The 19327-nt window shown below is 68.4% G+C and carries 14 protein-coding genes and 1 rRNA gene; 11 read left to right on the top strand and 4 right to left on the bottom strand.

What is annotated here, in order from left to right; all coding sequences use genetic code 11:
- Positions 1-63: 63 nt before the first annotated feature.
- The gene (locus K228_RS0109455) at positions 64-912 is read right to left on the bottom strand and encodes a CPBP family intramembrane glutamic endopeptidase (RefSeq protein ID WP_025618225.1); all 849 of its coding nucleotides are present in this window, start codon (positions 910-912) and stop codon (positions 64-66) included.
- Between the two features lie 370 nt (positions 913-1282).
- Between K228_RS0109455 and K228_RS0109450 the strand changes: the two genes are divergently transcribed.
- The 4 genes from K228_RS0109450 to K228_RS0109430 all read left to right on the top strand — a co-directional run bounded on the left by K228_RS0109450 (position 1283) and on the right by K228_RS0109430 (position 5901).
- Positions 1283-2206, top strand: a complete 924-nt coding sequence (locus K228_RS0109450) for a cation diffusion facilitator family transporter (protein WP_025618224.1) — start codon at positions 1283-1285, stop codon at positions 2204-2206.
- Positions 2207-2386: 180 nt separating this feature from the next.
- Positions 2387-4399: a bifunctional copper resistance protein CopD/cytochrome c oxidase assembly protein gene (locus K228_RS0109440; RefSeq protein ID WP_025618288.1), complete on the top strand. Its 2013-nt coding sequence runs from the start codon at positions 2387-2389 to the stop codon at positions 4397-4399.
- A 207-nt stretch (positions 4400-4606) separates the two neighbouring features.
- Positions 4607-5269, top strand: a complete 663-nt coding sequence (locus tag K228_RS0109435) for a DsbA family protein (protein ID WP_025618223.1) — start codon at positions 4607-4609, stop codon at positions 5267-5269.
- Positions 5266-5901 carry a vitamin K epoxide reductase family protein gene (locus tag K228_RS0109430; protein ID WP_025618222.1) on the top strand — a complete coding sequence of 212 codons (636 nt, stop codon included), beginning with the start codon at positions 5266-5268 and terminating at the stop codon, positions 5899-5901. The genes K228_RS0109435 and K228_RS0109430 overlap by 4 nt, the downstream gene beginning before the upstream one ends.
- A 558-nt stretch (positions 5902-6459) precedes the next feature.
- On the opposite strand, the gene K228_RS0109425 is transcribed toward K228_RS0109430, so the two are convergent.
- Both K228_RS0109425 and K228_RS0109420 read right to left on the bottom strand, forming a co-directional pair.
- Positions 6460-7866, bottom strand: a complete 1407-nt coding sequence (locus K228_RS0109425; RefSeq protein ID WP_025618221.1) for an MFS transporter — start codon at positions 7864-7866, stop codon at positions 6460-6462.
- Complete coding sequence (locus K228_RS0109420) at positions 7863-9281, bottom strand: MFS transporter (protein ID WP_025618220.1); 1419 nt, start codon at positions 9279-9281, stop codon at positions 7863-7865. Before K228_RS0109420 ends, K228_RS0109425 begins: the two co-directional genes overlap by 4 nt.
- Positions 9282-9585: 304 nt before the next feature.
- On the opposite strand from K228_RS0109420, the gene K228_RS0109415 reads away from it, so the two are divergent.
- From K228_RS0109415 to K228_RS0109395, 5 genes are all read left to right on the top strand, one after another.
- Positions 9586-13284 (top strand): nitrate reductase subunit alpha, encoded by a 3699-nt coding sequence (locus K228_RS0109415; RefSeq protein WP_033776707.1) that lies wholly within the window; start codon positions 9586-9588, stop codon positions 13282-13284.
- Complete coding sequence (gene narH / locus K228_RS0109410; protein WP_025618218.1) at positions 13284-14903, top strand: nitrate reductase subunit beta; 1620 nt, start codon at positions 13284-13286, stop codon at positions 14901-14903. Before K228_RS0109415 ends, narH begins: the two co-directional genes overlap by 1 nt.
- The gene (gene narJ / locus K228_RS0109405; protein WP_025618217.1) at positions 14900-15571 is read left to right on the top strand and encodes a nitrate reductase molybdenum cofactor assembly chaperone; all 672 of its coding nucleotides are present in this window, start codon (positions 14900-14902) and stop codon (positions 15569-15571) included. Before narH ends, narJ begins: the two co-directional genes overlap by 4 nt.
- Complete coding sequence (gene narI, locus K228_RS0109400; protein ID WP_025618216.1) at positions 15568-16311, top strand: respiratory nitrate reductase subunit gamma; 744 nt, start codon at positions 15568-15570, stop codon at positions 16309-16311. The genes narJ and narI overlap by 4 nt, the downstream gene beginning before the upstream one ends.
- A gap of 145 nt (positions 16312-16456) precedes the next feature.
- Positions 16457-16789, top strand: coding sequence for a carboxymuconolactone decarboxylase family protein (locus K228_RS0109395; RefSeq protein ID WP_025618215.1), 333 nt, complete (start codon positions 16457-16459; stop codon positions 16787-16789).
- 43 nt (positions 16790-16832) lie between these two features.
- Here K228_RS0109395 and K228_RS0109390 read toward each other — a convergent pair whose 3' ends face one another.
- A complete protein-coding gene (locus K228_RS0109390) occupies positions 16833-17717 on the bottom strand; it encodes an AraC family transcriptional regulator (protein ID WP_025618214.1) in 885 nt (294 codons plus the stop codon).
- A 162-nt stretch (positions 17718-17879) separates the two neighbouring features.
- Here K228_RS0109390 and K228_RS0109385 point away from each other — a divergent pair, with 162 nt between their 5' ends.
- Entirely contained in the window at positions 17880-18551 is a 672-nt protein-coding gene (locus K228_RS0109385) for a class I SAM-dependent methyltransferase (protein WP_025618213.1), read from the top strand.
- Positions 18552-19188: 637 nt separating this feature from the next.
- Positions 19189-19327: ribosomal RNA gene (locus tag K228_RS0109380) — 16S ribosomal RNA — on the top strand; the annotation flags it as partial.

The following is a 19327-nucleotide window of genomic DNA, read 5'->3' as shown; positions in this document are numbered from 1 at the left end:
CTCCCAGGTGGCTGTGGTGTTGGGGAGCCCGGGCGTTGAGCTTTCCCGGTGGTGCCGGCGGTGTCACACCGTGCCCCGCATGAGGCCGAGCAGCATGCCAAACACGATCACCGTTTGGATCGAGTGCGGAATGACCGAGAGCCACATGCTTCGGTAGCGCCTTACCGGTAGCGACATGATCAGTCCGCTGGTCAGCATGATGCCACCAGCGGTCCAGGGCTGATGTATGTGGTACAGGCCGAACAAGACTCCGTTCGCGAACCAGTCAGCTGATCCGAACACGCCTTGCATCCTGGGTAGGAGGATTCCGCGGAAGATAAACTCCTCACCGAGGAAGACGTTGAAGATGCTGAGCGTCAGAAACAGTGCAAGGAACCACCAGGCCCCTTTCATCTGTGGGGCGACTTCGGCCGAGAAGAGCGTTTCGGCTTTCTGGAAGGGCAGTGGAGCCGGCCCGGGTAGCAGGTGCTGCTGTAGTTTCTCAATCACCGGCGCCACGTACATCATGTTGAGCACGAACGCGATTCCCAGTGGCGCCAGCAGCCAAAGGAGGCGCTTGCGGGGCCGACCGTTCACCGGGTTTCTGGGAACCTGTAGCCACAGTCGGCGGGCCATGGCGGAGCGGCCTACCGACCCCTCCTCGCGCCAGAGGATCAACAATGCCAGCACGAACTGCCAGATCAGGCCAGCCGCCAGCGTGACGGTGGCCAGCACCACGGTGTCGTAGGGGCCGTCTGCGACGGCGGGGGTGATCACCCAGTAACCCAGTCCCATGGGTAGGGTGGCGGCTGCCCAGATTCCCAGGATTTTCGCCAGCGAGTACTGCGCCGGCAGGTTGGTCGATGTCGGGGCGGATATGTCGGGTCGCTGTCCCGGTGGCCCCGGCCGATTCTGTGTGGTGCCACCGCCCATGCCGCTCAGCTCCTCGCAAATGTGCTGTGCCCTGGATTCGGGCTAATTCTGGTGCCGGCGAAAGGCGCTCGTCCATGGCGGTAGGCCCGCCAAATTCGGGCAGGGTCATCCCTACCTTTCGGCTTGGGGCTCTCCCTACCTTTCGTGCCGGGATTCAACGCTCCGGGCGGGCGCGGGGTTCGCTGCTGCCCTAACCTCAACGCTGTTTCAGCGGTTATGTCGCTTTTTGTCGGCATTGGTGCCGTGAGCGCGTGCAGAAGTAGCTGGGTGGAGCCCTCAGGTCACCGCTGGTGGCGCCCGCCATACTTGCATGTATAGCGATGTGAGCATATGTTCATAGCGGCACTGCTTGATGGGAAGGGAGAAGCGGATGGGTGCGGGGCACGATCACGGTCAACAAGCGGCGCGGGCCGGTGAGAAGCACCGGGGCCGGTTGTGGGTGGCTTTCGGGCTGCTCCTCACTTTCATGGTGGTGGAGGCGGTCGCGGCGGTTATGACCGGCTCCTTGGCGCTACTCTCCGACGCCGGCCACATGTTCACCGATGTCCTCGGTATTGGCATGGCCCTGGCTGCGATCACCGCCGCCAGCCGGGCGTCCCGGTCTGGCCAGCGAACGTTCGGGCTCTATCGGATGGAGGTGCTGGCGGCGCTGGCGAACGCCGTACTGCTGTTCGGAGTGGCCTGCTACGTGGTGGTCGAGGCGGTACGTCGGTTCAGCCAGCCGCCGGAGGTGCTGGCGGGGCCGATGCTGGCGGTGGCGGTAGCGGGCCTGGTGGCCAATGTCGTCGCCTTTTTCCTCCTGCGCGCGGGCTCGCGGGAGAGCCTGAACGTGCGGGGCGCCTACCTGGAGGTGCTGGGAGACCTGTTCACCTCCGTCGGGGTGATCGTCGCCGCGGTCGTGATCGCCGTGACCGACTGGTGGTACGCCGATCCGCTGATCGCAGTGGCGGTGGGGCTGTTCATCCTGCCCCGCGCGTACCAGTTGGGTCGCGCCGCGCTGCGGGTATTGGTGCAGGCCGCGCCGGCGCATCTGGACATCTCCGCGGTGCGCGCGGAGCTACTCGCCGTGGACGGGGTGGCCGACGTGCACGACCTGCATGTATGGACGCTAACCTCGGGGATGGACGTTGCTTCGGCGCACCTGGTTCTCGAGCGTGATGCCGATCTTGCCGCAGTGCTGGCCATGTCCCGGCGGCTGCTGCAGGATCGTTTCGCAATCGAGCACGCCACCCTGCAAGCCGAACCGGCGGAGCCGGCCGACGCGGACGCTGTCTGCCACGGGAGCGGATGGTGACCTGTATCGCTCCTGGGAACCAGCGGGCGTGACAGGCCGACTACCTGATGTTTCGCCCTCTATCCGGGAGCTGTTCGTGAACCGCCCATCCAGCCTGACTCCCCGCCGGGCCGCCGTCTGGCGGGTAGTCGCCGGTCTCCGGCCGCTTCCCCGCCACCCGCGTCGGTTGGCGACCCGGTGATGAGTCTCGCCGCTGTTCGGCGCCGGCCGTTTCTACTGTCAGCGGGGACGGTGCTGGTGGCCGCCGCCGTCGGTGCGGTGCTGTTGTGGTGGGGTGGCGGTGCCGTCGCGGAGGCCCCGCCCGGGCTTCCGAACCCAGGACCAACCACGGCCTGGCTGCTGCCGGCCTCCCGACTGGGCATGCAGGTCAGCGCGGTCGCCACGGTCGGTCTACTGCTGGCAGCGGTGGTGCTCTCGCCCCGGGACGACGGTGGGCGGTTGTCCCCGATCGGCTATCGGCGGATGCGCGCTGCCGCCGGCGCGGCCTCGGTGTGGGCCACGGCGTCCGCGGTTGCGGTCTGTTACACCCTGGTCGATCTCTTCGGCCTCCCCGCCTCGCAGGTGTTGTCCCTGCGGGCGGTGCTCAACTTCGCCACCACCGTTCCGTTCGGGCAGTCCCTGGCACTGAGCGGCACCCTGGCCCTGACCGCGGCGGTGGTCGCCGCGACCAGCCTGCGACCCGGTGGTGCGCTGACCGCCCTGCTGCTGGCGCTGGGCGCCCTGGTGCCGCCGGTCTTCACCGGCCACGCCGCGGCCAGCGGCGACCACCAGCTGGCGGTCTCCGGTCTGCTCCTGCACGTGCTGCCGGTCACCCTCTGGGCCGGTGGCCTGCTCGCCCTGGCCGTTACCAGTCGCGGCACGACCGCCGACCTGGCGCGGGCCGTGCGCAGGTTTTCCCCGCTCGCCGTTGGCTGCCTAACCGCAGTGGGCCTGTCCGGGCTGCTGTCGGCCGCTGTTCGGCTCCCGAGCGCCGCCGACCTGCTGGGCACCCGCTACGGGCAGGTGCTTCTGATTAAGGCTGCGGCGCTCGTCGCGATCGCCGCAGCGGGGTTGGCGCACCGTCGCCGGGCCCTGCCGGCCCTGGCGGCAGGCCGGCGTGGGCCGTTCCTGCGGGTCGCGGTCGTCGAAACGCTGCTCTTCGCTGCTGCGATCGGTACCTCGGTCGCCCTGTCCCGCACCCCGGCACCCATCGGGGAGGACACGGACGACCTCGCCACCGCGCTGCTCGGCTTCCCGATGCCGCCGCCGTTAACCATCGGCAACCTCGCCACCGAGTGGCTGCCCGAGCCGCTGATCATTACGGCCGCGCTCGTCGCCGCCGGGTTCTACACGGCCGGGGTGTGGCGGCTCCGCCGCCGCGGTGATGCCTGGCCCGTCTCCCGTACCGCCATGTGGCTGGTGGGTTGTGCCCTCATCATCGTGGCCACCTCGAGCGGTCTGGCCCGCTACGGGCCGCTGCTGTTCTCGATCCACATGATTCAGCATCTGCTGCTGATGATGATCGCCCCGATTCTGCTCGCGCTCGGCGGACCGATCACCTTGGCGCTGCGCGCCCTGGCCCCGTCGACCGACCCGCGCTGGCCGGGCCCCCGGGAGTGGCTGCAGGTGGCGCTGCACTCACGGCTCTCGCGCGTCCTCACCAACCCGGTGGTCGCGTTGGTGATCTACGTCGCCAGCCTCTACATGATGTACTTCACCGGCCTGTACGAGCTGGCACTGCGCTCGCACGCCGCGCACCTGGCCATGGTCGGACACTTCCTCGGCGCCGGCTATCTGTTCTTCTGGGTCGTTATCGGGGTTGATCCTGCACCCCGGCGCATCCCACATCCGCTGAAGTTGATCCTGGTCCTGATCAGCATGGTGCTGCACGCCTTCCTCGGCGTCACGCTCATGCAGTCCACCACCTTGATCGCGGAGAACTGGTGGATCGCGTTGGACCGTCCCTGGGGCGCCACTCCGCTGGAGGACCAACGCACCGCTGGCGGCATCGCCTGGTCCTTCGGTGAGTTGCCCACCGTCGTCGTGCTGGGCGCGTTGATGCGCCAGTGGATGAAGGCCGACGAGCGGGAGGCCCGCCGCCGGGACCGCGCCGCCGACCGCGCCGAAGCCGAAGGGCGCGAGGACGCCGAGTTGGCCGCGTACAACCGGATGCTGGCGGATCTGGCCGAACGCGATCAGCAGGTCCGTCGGTGAGTGGGCGGTTGGCCCGCCCGGGTGCGGGCGTCAGCGAGCCGGATGGTCGTCCCGGTGGCCCCGCCGCTGGGTGCAGCCCTGCCCGTTCCGCGCCGAACAGGTGAATCACAGTGAGCTGCGGTGGTGCGCCCGGTACCTTTGCCTCCGGCGCCTTGCCTGCTCAGGGCGGTCGCCGCGGGATCGGACAGACCGACAGGAGATGGAGATATGACGAGGAACATCCGGCTGACCCTTGCCGCGGTCGTGGCGTTGATTCTGGTGATGGTCGGCGTGCTGGCGCTCAACCGCCGGGACGCGATTCCCAGCGCGGAGACGACCGGCGGCACGGTCGAACCCACGGTGCTGGTCCGGGAGGACAGCCACCTACTGACCTCCGCTTCCGACGGCAGAGTCACCCTGGTGGAGTTCCTCGACTTCGAGTGTGAGGCCTGCAAGGCGGTGTACCCGACGGTCAAGGAGATCCTCGCCGACTACGAGGGGCAGATCACCTTCGTGGTGCGGTACTTCCCCATCTCCAGCCACCTCAACGCCGAGCTTGCCGCCCGCGCCGCGGAGTCCGCGGCCAACCAGGACCGCTTCGCCGAGATGTACCAGCTGCTCTTCGAGAACCAGGACGTCTGGGGTCACCAGGAAGAGCCGCAGACCGAGGTCTTCGTCGACTACGCCCGTACCCTCGGTCTGGACATCGACCGCTTCCAGCGCGACCTGGACGATCCCGCCACCGCCGCCCGGGTGGCGAAGGACCGGACCGACGGTGAGGCCGTCGGTGTGCAGGGCACCCCCACCTTCTTCCTCAACGGGGAGCCCCTCTCCGACCTGCGCAGCAAGGACGACCTGACCGCCATGATCGACGCTGCCCTGGCCGGATGACGACCGCCACCGCCGACCGACCCGTCACCGCCCCCGCGGAGCGCCACTTCCTGACTGTCGTCACCGCGTGGATCCTCGCTGTCGGCGGTGGCGTCGGCCTGCTCGCCGCCGCCACCCTCACCGTCGAGAAGATCAACCTGCTGGCTAACCCCGATTACGTCCCCACCTGCAGCATCAACCCGGTTCTGTCCTGCGGCTCGGTGATGAACACCGAGCAGGCCGCGGTGTTCGGATTCCCCAACCCGCTGCTCGGCATCGCGGGGTTCGCCGTGGTCACCACGCTCGGCGTCGTCCTGCTCGCCACCGGAGGCATCCCCCGGTGGATGTGGCTCGGTCTGCAGGGAGGCGTCACCTTCGGTGTCGTCTTCGTGCACTGGCTCATCTACCAGAGCCTCTATGTGATCGGCGCGCTCTGCCCGTACTGCATGGTGGTCTGGGCGGTCACCATTCCGATCTTCCTCTACACCACGCTGCAGACCCTGCGGGACAACGCGACCGTACTGCCGCGGGCGCTGCGGCGGGCAACGGAACAGGTCGCCCTCTACCACAGCCTGGTCCTCGTCATCTGGTTCGCGTTCATCGTCGTCGCGATCCTGCACCGCTTCTGGGACTACTGGATCACCCTGGTCTGAAGCCGTCGCGGCTCCCGACCGGCCCTGGCCGTCCAGAAAGCAGCCGGCTTTGCCGCTGTCCATGGGAGGAACTGGAAGATCCTGCCGGTCGTGGTCAGTGGCTGCGGGGTGCCGGTGAAGCGGTGGACCCCGACCGAGAAGAGCTCTCCTTCCGGCGCGGTGAACCTCGCTCGGCGGGCACGGCGTCCCGGTACACATGCTGACCGCGGAGCGGGGCTGCTCCGGTTGTTCGTCGAGCCAGGCGGCGATGTACTGCTGGACCAACCGCAGCCGACGCGCCAGTGCTGATTTCGGATCGGTGTAGGGGCGGTGCCAGTGGCATCAGTCCTTGCCGTCGGCCATGGAGCTGAGCCTGCCAGAGTCACACCGCAACGGTGGGGCACGGCACGGCCGGCCGTAGCGGGGCCACCGGGCGCCGACCGGCGGCGCGTGCCGCGCATGGGACGGCCGGGTGCGGAACAGAAGAGACCGGGCTGACCTCGTTGCCGGTTTCAACGAGGTCAGCCCGGCTGTAGATGTGCCCCAGGTCCGCAGGTCGGTTGGAGCGGGACTGGACGGTCAGCTGGGCTTGGGCGCTCCCGGCCGGGCGTAGCGTTGCCAGGTGATGACGACGCAGAGGGCAGCGAATGCCAGCCCGATGAGGTAGAACGCGGTCGGGGACATGAGCGTCAGGCCGATGCCGAAGAAGAACGGGCCGAAGGCGGCGATCGCCGCGGTCCACCCGATGACGCCACCGGCCTGCCGGCGCTCGAAAATCATCGGCATCTGCTTGAAGGTGGACGCGTTACCGATCCCGCTGAACAGGAAGATCGCGAGCATTCCCCAGAGGAACCGGTCGAAGCCGGCATCCAGCGCCGCGGCCGAGCTGGTGTCGGGTCGCAGTGCGGTGATGGTGAAGCCAATGGAGACGACGAGGCCGATTCCGGAGATTAGGGTCCACCGGGCACCGCCGAACTTGTCGGTCAGCGGCGAGAACGCGACGCGGGCCGCGGCACCGACCAGCGGGCCGAGGAAGACGAACTTGACCGGGTCGGGTACGGCGTAGCCGTCCACGAGAAGCTGCGCGGCGGCCCCGCTGCCCTGCACGATGTCGGGGTTGCCGGCACCGTAGAGGTTCTTCATCAGCAGCCCGAACTGGGCGGACAGCCCGGCGAAGGTGCCGAAGGTCATGATGTAGAGCAGCGTCATCCACCACGTGTCAACGTTGCGGAAGATGTCGAACTGCTGCCGGATGTTCGCCTTGACGGGGACCGACCGCAGCATGGTCCAGGCGAGCACGGCACCGACGATGATGAACGGAACGTAGATGTACGCCGCGTTCTGGTACCAAACGTCCCTGGCGGGCTCGCCGGGTGAGGTGGCCATCGGCCGGGAGCTGCCGAGGAAGCCGATCAGCGAGAAGCCGATGACCCACGGGGTCAGCAGCTGCACCAGCGAGACGCCGAAGTTGCCGATACCGGCCTGAACGCCCAGCGCGGTGCCCTGGAGTCGGCGGGGGAAGAAGTAGGAGGTACTCGGCATGAAGCCGGAGAACGCTCCGCCACCGATACCGGAGAGGAACGACAGCGACAGCAGCACCCAGTATGGCGTGGTCGGGTCCTGAACAAAGATTCCCCAACCCAGGACGGGGAGGAGCAGGAGCACGGTGGTCAGGGTGACCATCTTGCGGGTGCCCATGATCGGCGGCAGCACCATCCAGATCAGGCGCATGAGACCGCCGGCCAAGCCGGGCATGGCGGTGAGCCAGTAGAGCTGGCTGGTGCTGAGGTCGAAGCCGAGATTCGTCAGCTTCGGGGCGATCGCCGAAGCGAGGAACCACGACGTGAAGCAGAGGGTCAGCGTGAAGGTGCTGATCCAGAGGGTCCGCCACGCCAAGCCCTTGTCCCAGGAGTCCGCATCTTCCGGGTTCCAGGATTCCAGCCACTCGCGATTCCCGGCTCTCCGGGAGGAACTCGTGGTGTTCATTCGTGGGCCTCCTCGGGCGCACGGGTCGCCGCCGAAGCGGGAGCGGCCGAACGGGTCGTGAAGTCGGGCTTTTCGAAGTGGTCAGCGAGCTGGGGTGACTCACCGTGCAGCATGCGCACGACGGTGAGGTGCATCCATATCGCGCAGATGAGGGTGAGGACGAACAGGACCAGGAAGGTGCTCGACGGGAGTCCGGTCCAGGCCTTGGTGTAGGCGAACAGCGGGGGCAGGAAGAAGCCGCCGAGGCCGCCGAGCATGCCGACCAGACCGCCGACAGCTCCCACCTGGCTCGGGAAGTACTCCGGGATGTGCTTGTACACCGCGGCCTTGCCGATGCCCATGGCGCAGCCGAGCAGGACGACCAGCACGGTGAAGGGCACGATGCCGAGCTGGTAGGCGAGGTGGGTGGTCTGGGTGCCGTCGGGGTGGTCGACGACGATGTGGCCCGGAGGCATCATCAGAATGCCCGTGCTGAGCAGCATGAGGCCGAACGTCCAGTACATGACCCGGCGCGCACCCAGGCGATCCGAGAGCGATCCACCGACCGGTCGCAGCAGCGAGGCGGGGAAGATGTACAGGGCGGTCAGGTAGGCCGCGGTCTGCAGGGACACGTCGTAGTTGTTCATGTAGTAGGTCGGCAGCCACGCGGCGAGCGCCACGTAGGCACCGAACACCGCCACGTAGTACAGGCTGAATCGCCAGACTCGCAGCTGCTTGAGCGGTTTGAGCTGTGCCCGCAGCGGGGTGCCGTGGCTCGGTACGCGATCCCGGTGCGGCGTGAGGAACCAGGTGGCCGCCGCGAGGACGAGCAGCAACACCGCGTAGACGACGGGGACCAGGCGCCAGCCGCCCTCGATGACGCCGAGGTAGGTGGCACCGGCGGTGCCGGCGATCAGCGGTGGGCCGATGAACTTGGTGACGGAGGCGCCGACGTTACCGGCGCCGAAGAGGCCGAGCGCGAAGCCCTGCTTCTCCCGCGGCTGCCACGCGGAGTTCCAGGCGATACCCGCGGTGAAGGAGTTACCAGCGAAACCGACCAGGAACGCCAACGCCAACAGCATCGGGTACGAGTCGGCGCGGGACACGAGGAAGGAGGCGACCGCGGTCAGGAGCAGCATCGCGGTCATCACTCGGCGTCCGCCGATCCGGTCCGCCACGATCCCGGCGGGGAGCCGCCAGAGCGAGCCGTTGAGCACGGCGGCGGCGATGATCCAGGACAGCTGCACCTCGGAGAGCCCGAACTCCTCGCTGATCGGCTTGCCGAGGATGCCGAACATGAGCCACACCGCGAACATGACGGTGAAGCCGATGGTGGACAGGGTCAGGACCCGGGTCCGTCCACGATCGTTACGGCTGTTCTGCCCGGCCGCGGTCTCTTCCGGCGTCGGGTCGTCTGGAGCGGGTCTGACGTACACGGCAATTCCTCGATCAGCGGTAGACGGAGGTCGGCGCTAGCGTCGCTGGCGCGCTGTCTACCCAAGGCTGCTGTCGTTTATCAGCAGTGGGTAGGGACCTTCTCCCCCGTCTGGCCGGCAGCAGGTCCCGTCGGGTGCACTCCACGCGGTGGAATGGCGGGATGGCCGGGACCTTGGTCCCGACGGGTCAGGACCGCGGCCTCCCGATCTGGCGGTTGATTTCGCGAACCCTGGTATGCGTGGCGCACTGCCGTGTGCCGCCGACAGCCCTCGCGTTGTCGCTCGCCGCCGGAGGAGTGCCCACGTGTCAGCGCACCGCCCGCCAGAAGTTCATGATCCTGCGACGGACCAGGTCCCCGGCGCGGCGCCGCTGCTGGCTGCTCGGCGCTTCCTCCGCCGGGAAGCGGTCGGTGACCACGGCCGGACGCTGCACCAGATCGCCGACGGCGACTGGGACCGGTTCTACCGCGACCGGTGGCGCTACGACCGGGTGGTGCGCTCCACCCACGGCGTCAACTGCACCGGCTCGTGCTCGTGGAACGTCTTCGTCAAGGACGGCCTGATCACCTGGGAGCACCAGGCCACCGACTACCCGACGACCGGCCCGGACTCGCCGGACTACGAGCCGCGTGGCTGTCCCCGCGGCGCCTCCTTCTCCTGGTACGAGTACTCGCCCTCCCGGGTGCGCCACCCCTACGTACGGGGGGTGCTGGCCGAGATGTTCCGCGACGGGCTCGCGCGCCTGGGCGACCCGGTGTCCGCCTGGGCCGAGATCGTGGAGAACCCGCTCAAGGCGCGCGCCTACAAGTCCCAGCGGGGACGGGGCGGCTTCGTCCGCGCCAGCTGGGACGAGGTCACCACGATGGTTGCCGCCGCGCACGTCCACACCACGAAGACGTACGGGCCGGACCGGGTGGTGGGCTTCTCGCCGATCCCGGCGATGTCGATGGCGTCCTTCGCCGCCGGCACCCGCTACCACGCGCTGCTCGGCGGCACCCTGCTGAGCTTCTACGACTGGTACGCCGACCTGCCGATCGCCTCGCCGCAGATCTGGGGCGACCAGACCGACGTGCCCGAGGCCGGCGACTGGTGGAACTCCACCTACCTGATGATGTGGGGCTCGAACATTCCGGTCACCCGTACGCCGGACGCCCACTTCCTGGCCGAGGCCCGCTACCGGGGCACGAAGGCCGTCGCGGTCAGCCCGGACTACGCCGACAACGTCAAGTTCGCCGACGACTGGCTGGCCCCGCACCCGGGTACCGACGGCGCACTGGCAATGGCGATGGGCCACGTCGTGCTCACCGAGTTCTTCCGGGACCGCACGGTTGACTACTTCGCCGACTACATTCGCCGCTACACCGACCTGCCGTTCCTGGTCACGCTGCGCCCCGCCGCCGACGGCCGGTGGGCCGCGGACCGGTTCCTCACCGCAGCAGACCTGGGCCAGGAGGACGGCACGCACAAGACCGTCCTGGTTGATGAGCGCACCGGCGAGTTGGTCGTGCCCAACGGGTCGCTGGGCTTCCGGTACGGCGAGGCCGGCCAGGGGCGCTGGAACCTCGACCTGGGCGAGGTGCTCCCCGCCCTTGGGCTGCTCGACCGGAGCGATGAGGCGATCGAGATCGAGCTGGCTCGCTTCGACGTCGGGGAGACCGAGGGCGGGTCCACCATCCGCCGCGGCGTACCGGTTATGCGGGTCGGCGAGCAGCTGGTCACCTCGGTCTACGACCTGGTGCTGGCGCAGTACGGAGTGCGCCGCGGCGACCTGCCGGGGGAGTGGCCGACCGGCTATGACGACGCGGACTCCCCGAACACGCCGGCCTGGCAGGAGCGGATCACCGGGGTGCCGGCCGCGGTGGCGGCCCGGATCGGCCGGGAGTTCGCCCGCAACGCCGAGCGTAGCCAGGGGCGGTCGCTGATCGTCCTGGGCGCCGGCGCGAACCAGTGGTTCCACTCCGACATGACCTACCGGGCGCTCATCTCCCTGGTCACCCTGACCGGCTGCCAGGGCGTCAACGGCGGTGGCTGGGCGCACTACGTGGGGCAGGAGAAAGCCCGACCGATCACCGGCCAGCAGCACATGTCCTTCGGGCTCGACTGGCAACGGCCGATGCGGCACCAGGCAAGTACCCCGTTCTGGTACCTGCACACCGACCAGTGGCGGTACGAGCGGGTCCCGGTCGATGAGCTCTCCTCCCCGTTGGGCACCGGCCGGTTCGCGGGGATGGCCTTCGCCGACACCGTCGCCGCCGCGCAGCGGATGGGCTGGAGCCCCGGCCACCCGTCGTTCAACCGCAACCCCCTCGACCTCACCGATGAGGCGGCGGTGGCCGGGGTGACGGTGCAGGAACACATTGTCGCCGAGCTGAAGGCCGGCCGGCTGCGGTCGGTGGCGGAGGACCCGGACGACCCGGCGAACTTCCCGCGCTGCCTCACCCTGTGGCGGGCGAACCTGCTCGGCTCCTCGGGCAAGGGCAACGAGTACTTCCTGCGCCACCTGCTGGGGATCGACTCGACCGCCACCGCCTCGGAGTGCGACCCGGAGCACCGACCCCGGGACCTGGTGTGGCGGGATGAGGCGCCGACCGGGAAGCTTGACCTGCTCACGGCGATTGACTTCCGGATGACCAACACCGGCCTGCACGCCGACGTGGTGCTGCCCACCGCGACCTGGTACGAGAAGCACGACATCTCCACCACGGACATGCACCCGTTCGTGCACGCGTTCAGCCCGGCGGTGGAGCCGCCCGCCGACGCCCACTCCGACTACGACACCTTCCTGGCGCTCGCCGACCGGTTCAGTGAGCTGGCCGTCGACCATCTGGGGGTGCGGCGGGACGTGCTGGCCGCGCCACTGCAGCACGACACCCCGGACGAGTTGGCCATGCCCAGCGGACGGGTGCGGGACTGGAAGGCCGGCGAGTGCGAACCGATCCCCGGCTCCACCATGCCGAAGCTCATCGAGATCGAGCGGGACTACGCCCAGATCGGCGCGAAGATGCGTGCCGTCGGCCCGCTCCTCGACCGGCTCGGCACCACCACGAAGGCACTCACCGTGGACGTGACCGCGGAGGTGGAGTACCTGCGGGAGCGAAATGGGGCCGTCACCGAGGGGCCGTTCGCCGGCCGGCCGTCGCTGGCCACCGCCGACCGCATGTGCGAGGCGATCCTGGCGCTGTCGGGCACCACGAACGGTCGGGTCGCCGCGTCCGGTTTCGCGGCGTTGGAGCAGCGGACCGGGCAACCGTTCGTCGATCTGATCGCCGGGCACGAGACCGACCAGATCACGTACGCGGACACCCAGCGGGCGCCGCAGTCGGTCTTTACCAGCCCGGAGTGGTCCGGCTCGGAGAAGGGCGGCCGTCGCTACTCGCCCTTCACCCTCAACGTGGAGCGGCTCAAGCCGTGGCACACCATCACCGGTCGGCAGCACTTCTTCGTGGAGCACGACTGGGTGGCGGAGTTGGGCGAGCAGTTGCCGGGCTTCCGGCCCCCGCTGAACATGGCCCGGCACTTCGGTGCGCCGGGTGAGTTGGTCGACGGCGGCGTCACCGTACGCTTCCTGACCCCGCACGCGAAGTGGTCTATCCACTCGATGTACCACGACAACGAATTGATGTTGGCGTTGTCCCGAGGTGGGCCGGTGATCTGGATGAGTGTGCCGGACGCCGCCAAGGTCGGCGTTCGGGACAACGACTGGGTCGAGGCGCACAACCGCAACGGAGTCATCGTGGCCCGGGCGGTGGTCAGTCACCGGATGCCGGAGGGCACGGTGTTCCAGTACCACTCGCCGGAGCGAACGATCAACGTGCCCAAGGCGGAGAAGAGCGGTCGCCGGGGTGGTTACCACAATTCGTTGACCCGGCTGCTGGTCAAGCCCACCCACCTGGCTGGCGGACACGCCCAACTCACCTACGCCTTCAACTACTACGGCCCGATCGGCAGCCAACGCGACGAGATCACTGTGATCCGCCGCCGCGACCAGGAGGTGGAGTACTGATGAGGATCCGAGCGCAGGTCGCCATGGTGATGAACCTGGACAAGTGCATCGGGTGTCACACCTGCTCCGTAACCTGCAAGCAGACCTGGACCAACCGGGACGGCACCGAGTACGTCTGGTTCAACAACGTCGAGACCAAGCCGGGCATCGGCTACCCCAAGCACTACGAGGATCAGGACCGCTGGCACGGGGGCTGGCAGCTGGACGAGAAGGGCCGGCTGAAGCTGCGCTCCGGCGGCCGGGTCAAGCGGCTCAGCCGGCTGTTCGTCAACCCGGATCTGCCCTCGATCGACGACTACTACGAGCCGGCGGCCTTCGACAAGGACATCCTGGTCAACGCCCCCGCCGGGCTCAAGGACACCCCGGTGCAGCAGCCCCATTCCGCGCTGACCGGCGAGCCGATGGCCCTCACCTGGGGGGCCAACTGGGAGGACAGCCTCGGCGGGGCCCACGAGCACGCCACCGGTGACCCGAACCTCGCCCGGATGTCGGCGGAGGCGGCGGCGCGGGTGAAGTTCGAGTTCGAGAAGACCTTCCTGTTCCACCTGCCGCGCATCTGCGAGCACTGCCTCAACCCGGCGTGTGTGTCGGCCTGCCCCTCCGGCGCGATGTACAAGCGGGAGGAGGACGGCATCGTCCTGGTCGACCAGGACCGCTGCCGGGGCTGGCGGATGTGTGTCTCCGCCTGCCCGTACAAGAAGGTGTACGTCAACCACAGCACCGGTAAGGCGGAGAAGTGCACCCTGTGCTTCCCGCGGATCGAGGCGGGGCAGCCGACGATCTGCTCCGAGACCTGCGTGGGTCGGCTGCGCTACCTGGGCATCGTGTTCTACGACGAGGACGCTGTGCTCGCTGCCGCTTCGGTGACCGACGAGCACGACCTGCTCGAGGCGCAGCGCGCGGTCTTCCTCGACCCGACCGACCCGGCCGTACAGGAGGCCGCCCGAGCCGCCGGGATGCCGCAGGAGTGGCTGGACGCCGCCGAACGGTCCCCGGTATGGCGGCTGATCAGCGAGTACAAGGTGGCGCTGCCGCTGCACCCGGAGTATCGGACGCTACCCATGGTCTGGTACGTCCCGCCGCTGTCGCCGGTGCTGGACGCGGTGGGGGAGGCAGGCCGGGACGACACCGACGCCGACGACATCTTCCACACCATCCGGGAGCTGCGGATTCCGGTGGAGTACCTGGCCGAGCTCTTCACCGCTGGTGACGTGGAGGCGACCGCCGGGGTCCTGATGAAGCTGGCGGCCATGCGTTCCTACATGCGCGCTCGCACGCTGGACGGTACCGTCGCCGACGATCTGCTCGACGGAATCGGCATGACCGCGGACCAGGTCGAGGCCATGTACCGGTTGCTGGCCATCGCCAAGTACGACGAGCGCTACGTGATCCCGGCCGCCTACAGCAAGGACGCCGCCGCGCTGGAAGCGCAGGCCACCGCGAACCAGGACTGCGCGCTGGACTGCGAGGGCGGCCCGGGAATGACCAAGCAGGCCTCCGCGGAGAGTTTCCACCTGGTCGAGGGCGAGCAGGTTCGTCCCGGCCGGCCCGGACTCTTCTCCCGGCGCGCCGACGGCCGGCGTGGCTTCACAATCAACCCGCTGCGAGGCGGCGCATGACCGCCGCGACCGACCGGGCCCGCATCTTCGAGCTGATCTCGCTGCTGCTCACCTACCCCGATGACGAGCTGCTCGGTGCCGGCGCCGAGCTGCGCGGTGCCGCCGCGCAGATCGCGGCGCCGGAGGCGCGGGGGCAGATCGACGAATTCCTGGACTGGCTGCTGGACAACCCCCTGATCGACGTACAGCAGCACTTCGTACAGACCTTTGACCTGCGCCGCCGCTCCGGGCTGTACCTCACCTACTACCTGCACGGAGACACCCGTAAGCGGGGAATGGCGCTGCTGGTGCTCAAGCAGCGATACCGGGCGCACGGACTGCGGCTCGCGGATGGCCAGCTGCCGGACCTGCTGCCGGTGGTGCTTGAGTACGCCGCCATGGTGGGCCCGGGTGAGGGGGAGGCACCCCTGCGCCAGCATCGGCAGGGCATCGAGCTGCTCCGTGCCGCACTGACCGACTGCGGCACCCCCTACCGCTTGTTACTGGACGTTGTCTGCGCGGTGTTGCCGGCGCTGACCGACGCTGACCGGGCCGCCATCGCGGCGCTCGCTGTTGACGGACCGCCGGTGGAGACCGTCGGGCTGGACTCCCTCGGCGACGGTCCGGACCTGCACGCCGCCGCGCTTGCCCCTTATCCCGCCTGCTCCCCGTCGGAGGCATCGCGATGACCAACTTCGTCTGGACCGTCCTGCCGTACCTGTGCCTCGCGGTCTTTGTCGCCGGCCACGTCTGGCGGTGGCGCCACGACCAGTTCGGCTGGACCACACACACCAGCCAGGTGCTGGAGAACCGCCTCCTGCGGCTCGGCGCACCCCTGTTCCACCTCGGTGTTCTCGGGGTTGCTGGCGGGCACCTCATGGGCCTGCTCGTGCCCGCGTCGGTGACCGAGAAGATCGGTATCAGCGAGCACGCCTACCACCTCATCGCGGTCTGGGGCGGCACGGTGACCGGCCTGATGCTGGTGACCGGCCTGGTCCTACTGATCATCCGGCGGGTGAGCAACGGACGGGTCCGTCGGGTCACCACCCGGATGGACAAGGTGCTCTACGCCGCGCTCGCCGGCATGGCGCTACTCGGCATGATCGCCACGGTCGGGGTCAACCTGCTCGGTGGGGGCTACGACTACCGGGAGACGGTCGCCGTCTGGTTCCGGGGGGTCTTCTGGTTCCAGCCCGACCCCGCGCTGATGAGTGGGGCTCCCCTGGTCTATCAGCTGCACGCGATCGGCGGCTTCCTCTTCCTGGCCCTGTGGCCGTTCACCCGACTGGTGCACGTCTGGTCGGCCCCACTGGCGTACCTGTGGCGCCCGTACGTCGTCTACCGCGCCCGCCGCAGCCCGGCGCCGTCGCCAACGGCCTCGCCGGACCAGGTACGGGATGCTGCCCGGGAGCCGTCGGTCCGGCGGTGACCGTCGCGGGGTTGGCGCGGGCGGCCGGAGGGCCCTGCCGACGCGATGGCAGCCCAGGTGTGAGTTCTTCCCGGATGCCTCCGCGGACCACGTGACCCTGGCGCGATGATTGATGTGTCAGTATCGGGCAGAAGCGGAGGGTGATATGCAACAGCAGTATCTGCCGGATGTCTACGTGAAGTTTCTGGAACGCTTTCCGGAGATCGCGGAGGCGCAGGGCGAGCTGGCGCGGACGGTGCGGGAGCGCAACTCTTTTGACGACCGAACCGACCGGTTGATCAAGTTGGCGGTGGCGGTTGGGGCCGAGGCGGAGGGAGCGGTGCGTTCCAATGTCCGAAAGGCGCTCCAGCACGGGGCGACCGTGGACGAGGTGCGAGCCGTTGCGCTCGCCGCCATCACCACCTGTGGCTTTCCTACCGCCGTCGCGGCGCTGGGCTGGATCGATTCGGTCGTCTTGGCGCCGTCGGACGACGCGTGATCCCACAAGCCACCACCGCGGGGTGTCGCCGCGTGGGGTGACCTCAACCGGTGGGCGGTGCGGCGTCCCGCCACTGGGTGGGGGTGACCCCGTGGCGGGCGCGGAAGCGTTTGCTGAAGTAGCTGGTGTCGGGGTATCCGACCCGACGGCTGATCGCGCCCACGGTCAGGTCGGTCTCCGCGAGCAGCAGGCGGGCCTGCTGCATCCGGCGCTGGGCGATCCACTGGGTGACGGTTCGGCCGGTTTTGCGACGCACCACGGTGGTGAGGTAGCCGGCGGTGAGCGCGAGGTCGGCCGCGATGTCGGCGAGGGAGATGGGCTGGTGGTAGCGTTCTTCGATGGCCTCGAAGACGGCGGCCAGCAGCGGCTCGTCGGCGCAACGTAGGTGATCAGCGAGGCCGGTCGACAGTCGGGCCACGGTCACGAGCAGCAGGGTCAGGTGGGCGAGGGCGGCCTCCTGGTGACCGTCGCGGCGGGCCCGGAGCTCCGCGTCGAGCGCCGCGAAGCGCTCCACCAGGCCGGCCCGGTCGACCGGTGGGACCGGTAGCCGCTGTGCCCGGTTGATGCCCTGGGCGAACGGGAAGAGCAACGGGTGCGTCCGCCACGACGAGTAGGCGCCGGGCGTCCCCGGCCGGACCACGTCGGCCGGAAACCACATGGTCCAGCCGTCGGTCGTGGCCTCCTTGAACTGGTCACCGGCGGAGACCACCTGTCCCGGTGCGATGACGAAGAGGTCTCCGTCGCGCACGGTCCAGGTGCCGTCGTCGATGCGTACCGTCCCGTGGGCCCGGTGGGCGTAGAAGAGCACCAGGAAGTCGTGGGTGTGGGCGCCGATGGCGCCGAGGTTGGGGGCCGGCTCGCCGCGGCGGTGATGGGAGACCGCGACCGGGGCGATTCCGGGTACGTGGCCGAAGCCGAAGACCGGCACGCCCTGCCCGGTAACGCCGACATGGTGGGTTGCGTGCGCTGCGGCTGGACTTGTGAGAGCCAAGTTTCGTCGCACTCCGTCCACAGTTCCGCCATTGTCCGTAGCTCCACCTGCCATGAGGCTGAGGGTACGACCGAGTTTCCTCGAATACCGGAGCGTGCCATGACCGGACACCACAACTTCCATTCCGATGGTCGGGGCTATCTGTCCGCCATGGGCAGGCAATGGCTACTGCCCATCTACGATCCTTTTGCCCGGTTCATGGGGATCAGGCGGGCTCATGAGAAGCTGCTGGATCGGGCAAACCTTCAGCCGGGACAACGAGTCCTGGAGGTCGGCTGCGGCACCGGCGAACTGCTGGGGACGCTCAAGCAACGGTATCCGGACGTAGATGCACTGGGTATTGATCCGGACCTGAGCGCCCTGCGCCGCGCTCGTCGCAAGGCGACCCGGGGCAAGCTGCAGATCCGATACGAGCACGCGTTCGCCGATGACCTACCGCAGTCGGATGACAGTGTCGACCGGGTGCTCTCCTCGTTCGTGTTGCATCACCTCCCCGTAGCCGAGTGGGTGCCGATGTTCCGGGAGGCCCGGCGGGTGTTGCGCCCCGGCGGCGAGCTGCACCTGGTTGACCTTGGCTGGAGCCGGTCCGGACAGAACCGGGGCCATCCGCACCGCTTCGGACACACCGCGGAAAGCCCCCCCGAGCAGGTGCTGGCGGCGCTTGCTGATGCCGGTCTGAGCGGGGTGCGGGAAAACGGCTACGGCCGGGCCCGACTGGGTGGGTACGTCTTCTACCGGGCTGCCACCGAGGGCGGTGGGCAGTCGGACTGACCGGGCTGTCGCGGGTGCGGGATGGCGGTGTGACGGGGGCCGCACCCTCTCGATTTGACGTGCGAACCCGAATCCGCGTAACTTTCTCTCTGCCAGCGCGGAACGGGGCAAACAGGGCGAAAGTCCTGAGGCCCACACCAAGCGGCACCGGCGCCAAGGAGGTTTCACCTTCGAGTCGCCGGTCGGGCGGTGCCCGCCGATTCTGCCGAGAGGCCGATTTGGTGCGGCGAAACCGACCGGGTAAGGTAACAGCCGGCAGGAACCGGGCGAGGCAGCGGGAAACCGCGGCGGCCGGTCTGCCAAATCCGAGGATCACACACGTGGGTAACCTCGTGTGCGCTCAGCGGAAGCTGAACCGTGCGAAGCACGACAGACCGGGACAAACGGTTTGACACGGCGGAGACGGTGAGGTAAAGTAGTAAAAGTGCCTGACGCGAGAGTGGCAGGTGGGAGCGGTTGCCTCTGGAGGGGCCCTGGTGTGGGGTTCTGATGGTGTGTGGTTGTTCTTTGAGAACTCAACAGGGTGTTTGGAAAGCCAGTGCCGTTTTGGTCTGGGTTGGCCTGCTGTTTGGTGGGTTGGCTTGGGCTTGAATTTGGCAGCAAATTTTGGTTTGTTGCTGGGATTTTCTTCAAGTTTTTGTTGGAGAGTTTGATCCTGGCTCAGGACGAACGCTGGCGGCGTGCTTAACACATGCAAGTCGAGCGGAAAGGCCCTTCGGGGTACTCGAGCGGCGAACGGGTGAGTAACACGTGAGTAACCTGCCCCAGGCTTTGGG

Origin of the sequence: Salinispora cortesiana, from assembly GCF_000484695.1 — a bacterium.
Classification (GTDB): Bacteria; Actinomycetota; Actinomycetes; order Mycobacteriales; family Micromonosporaceae; genus Micromonospora; species Micromonospora cortesiana.
This window is presented reverse-complemented; position numbering and strand designations above follow the sequence as displayed.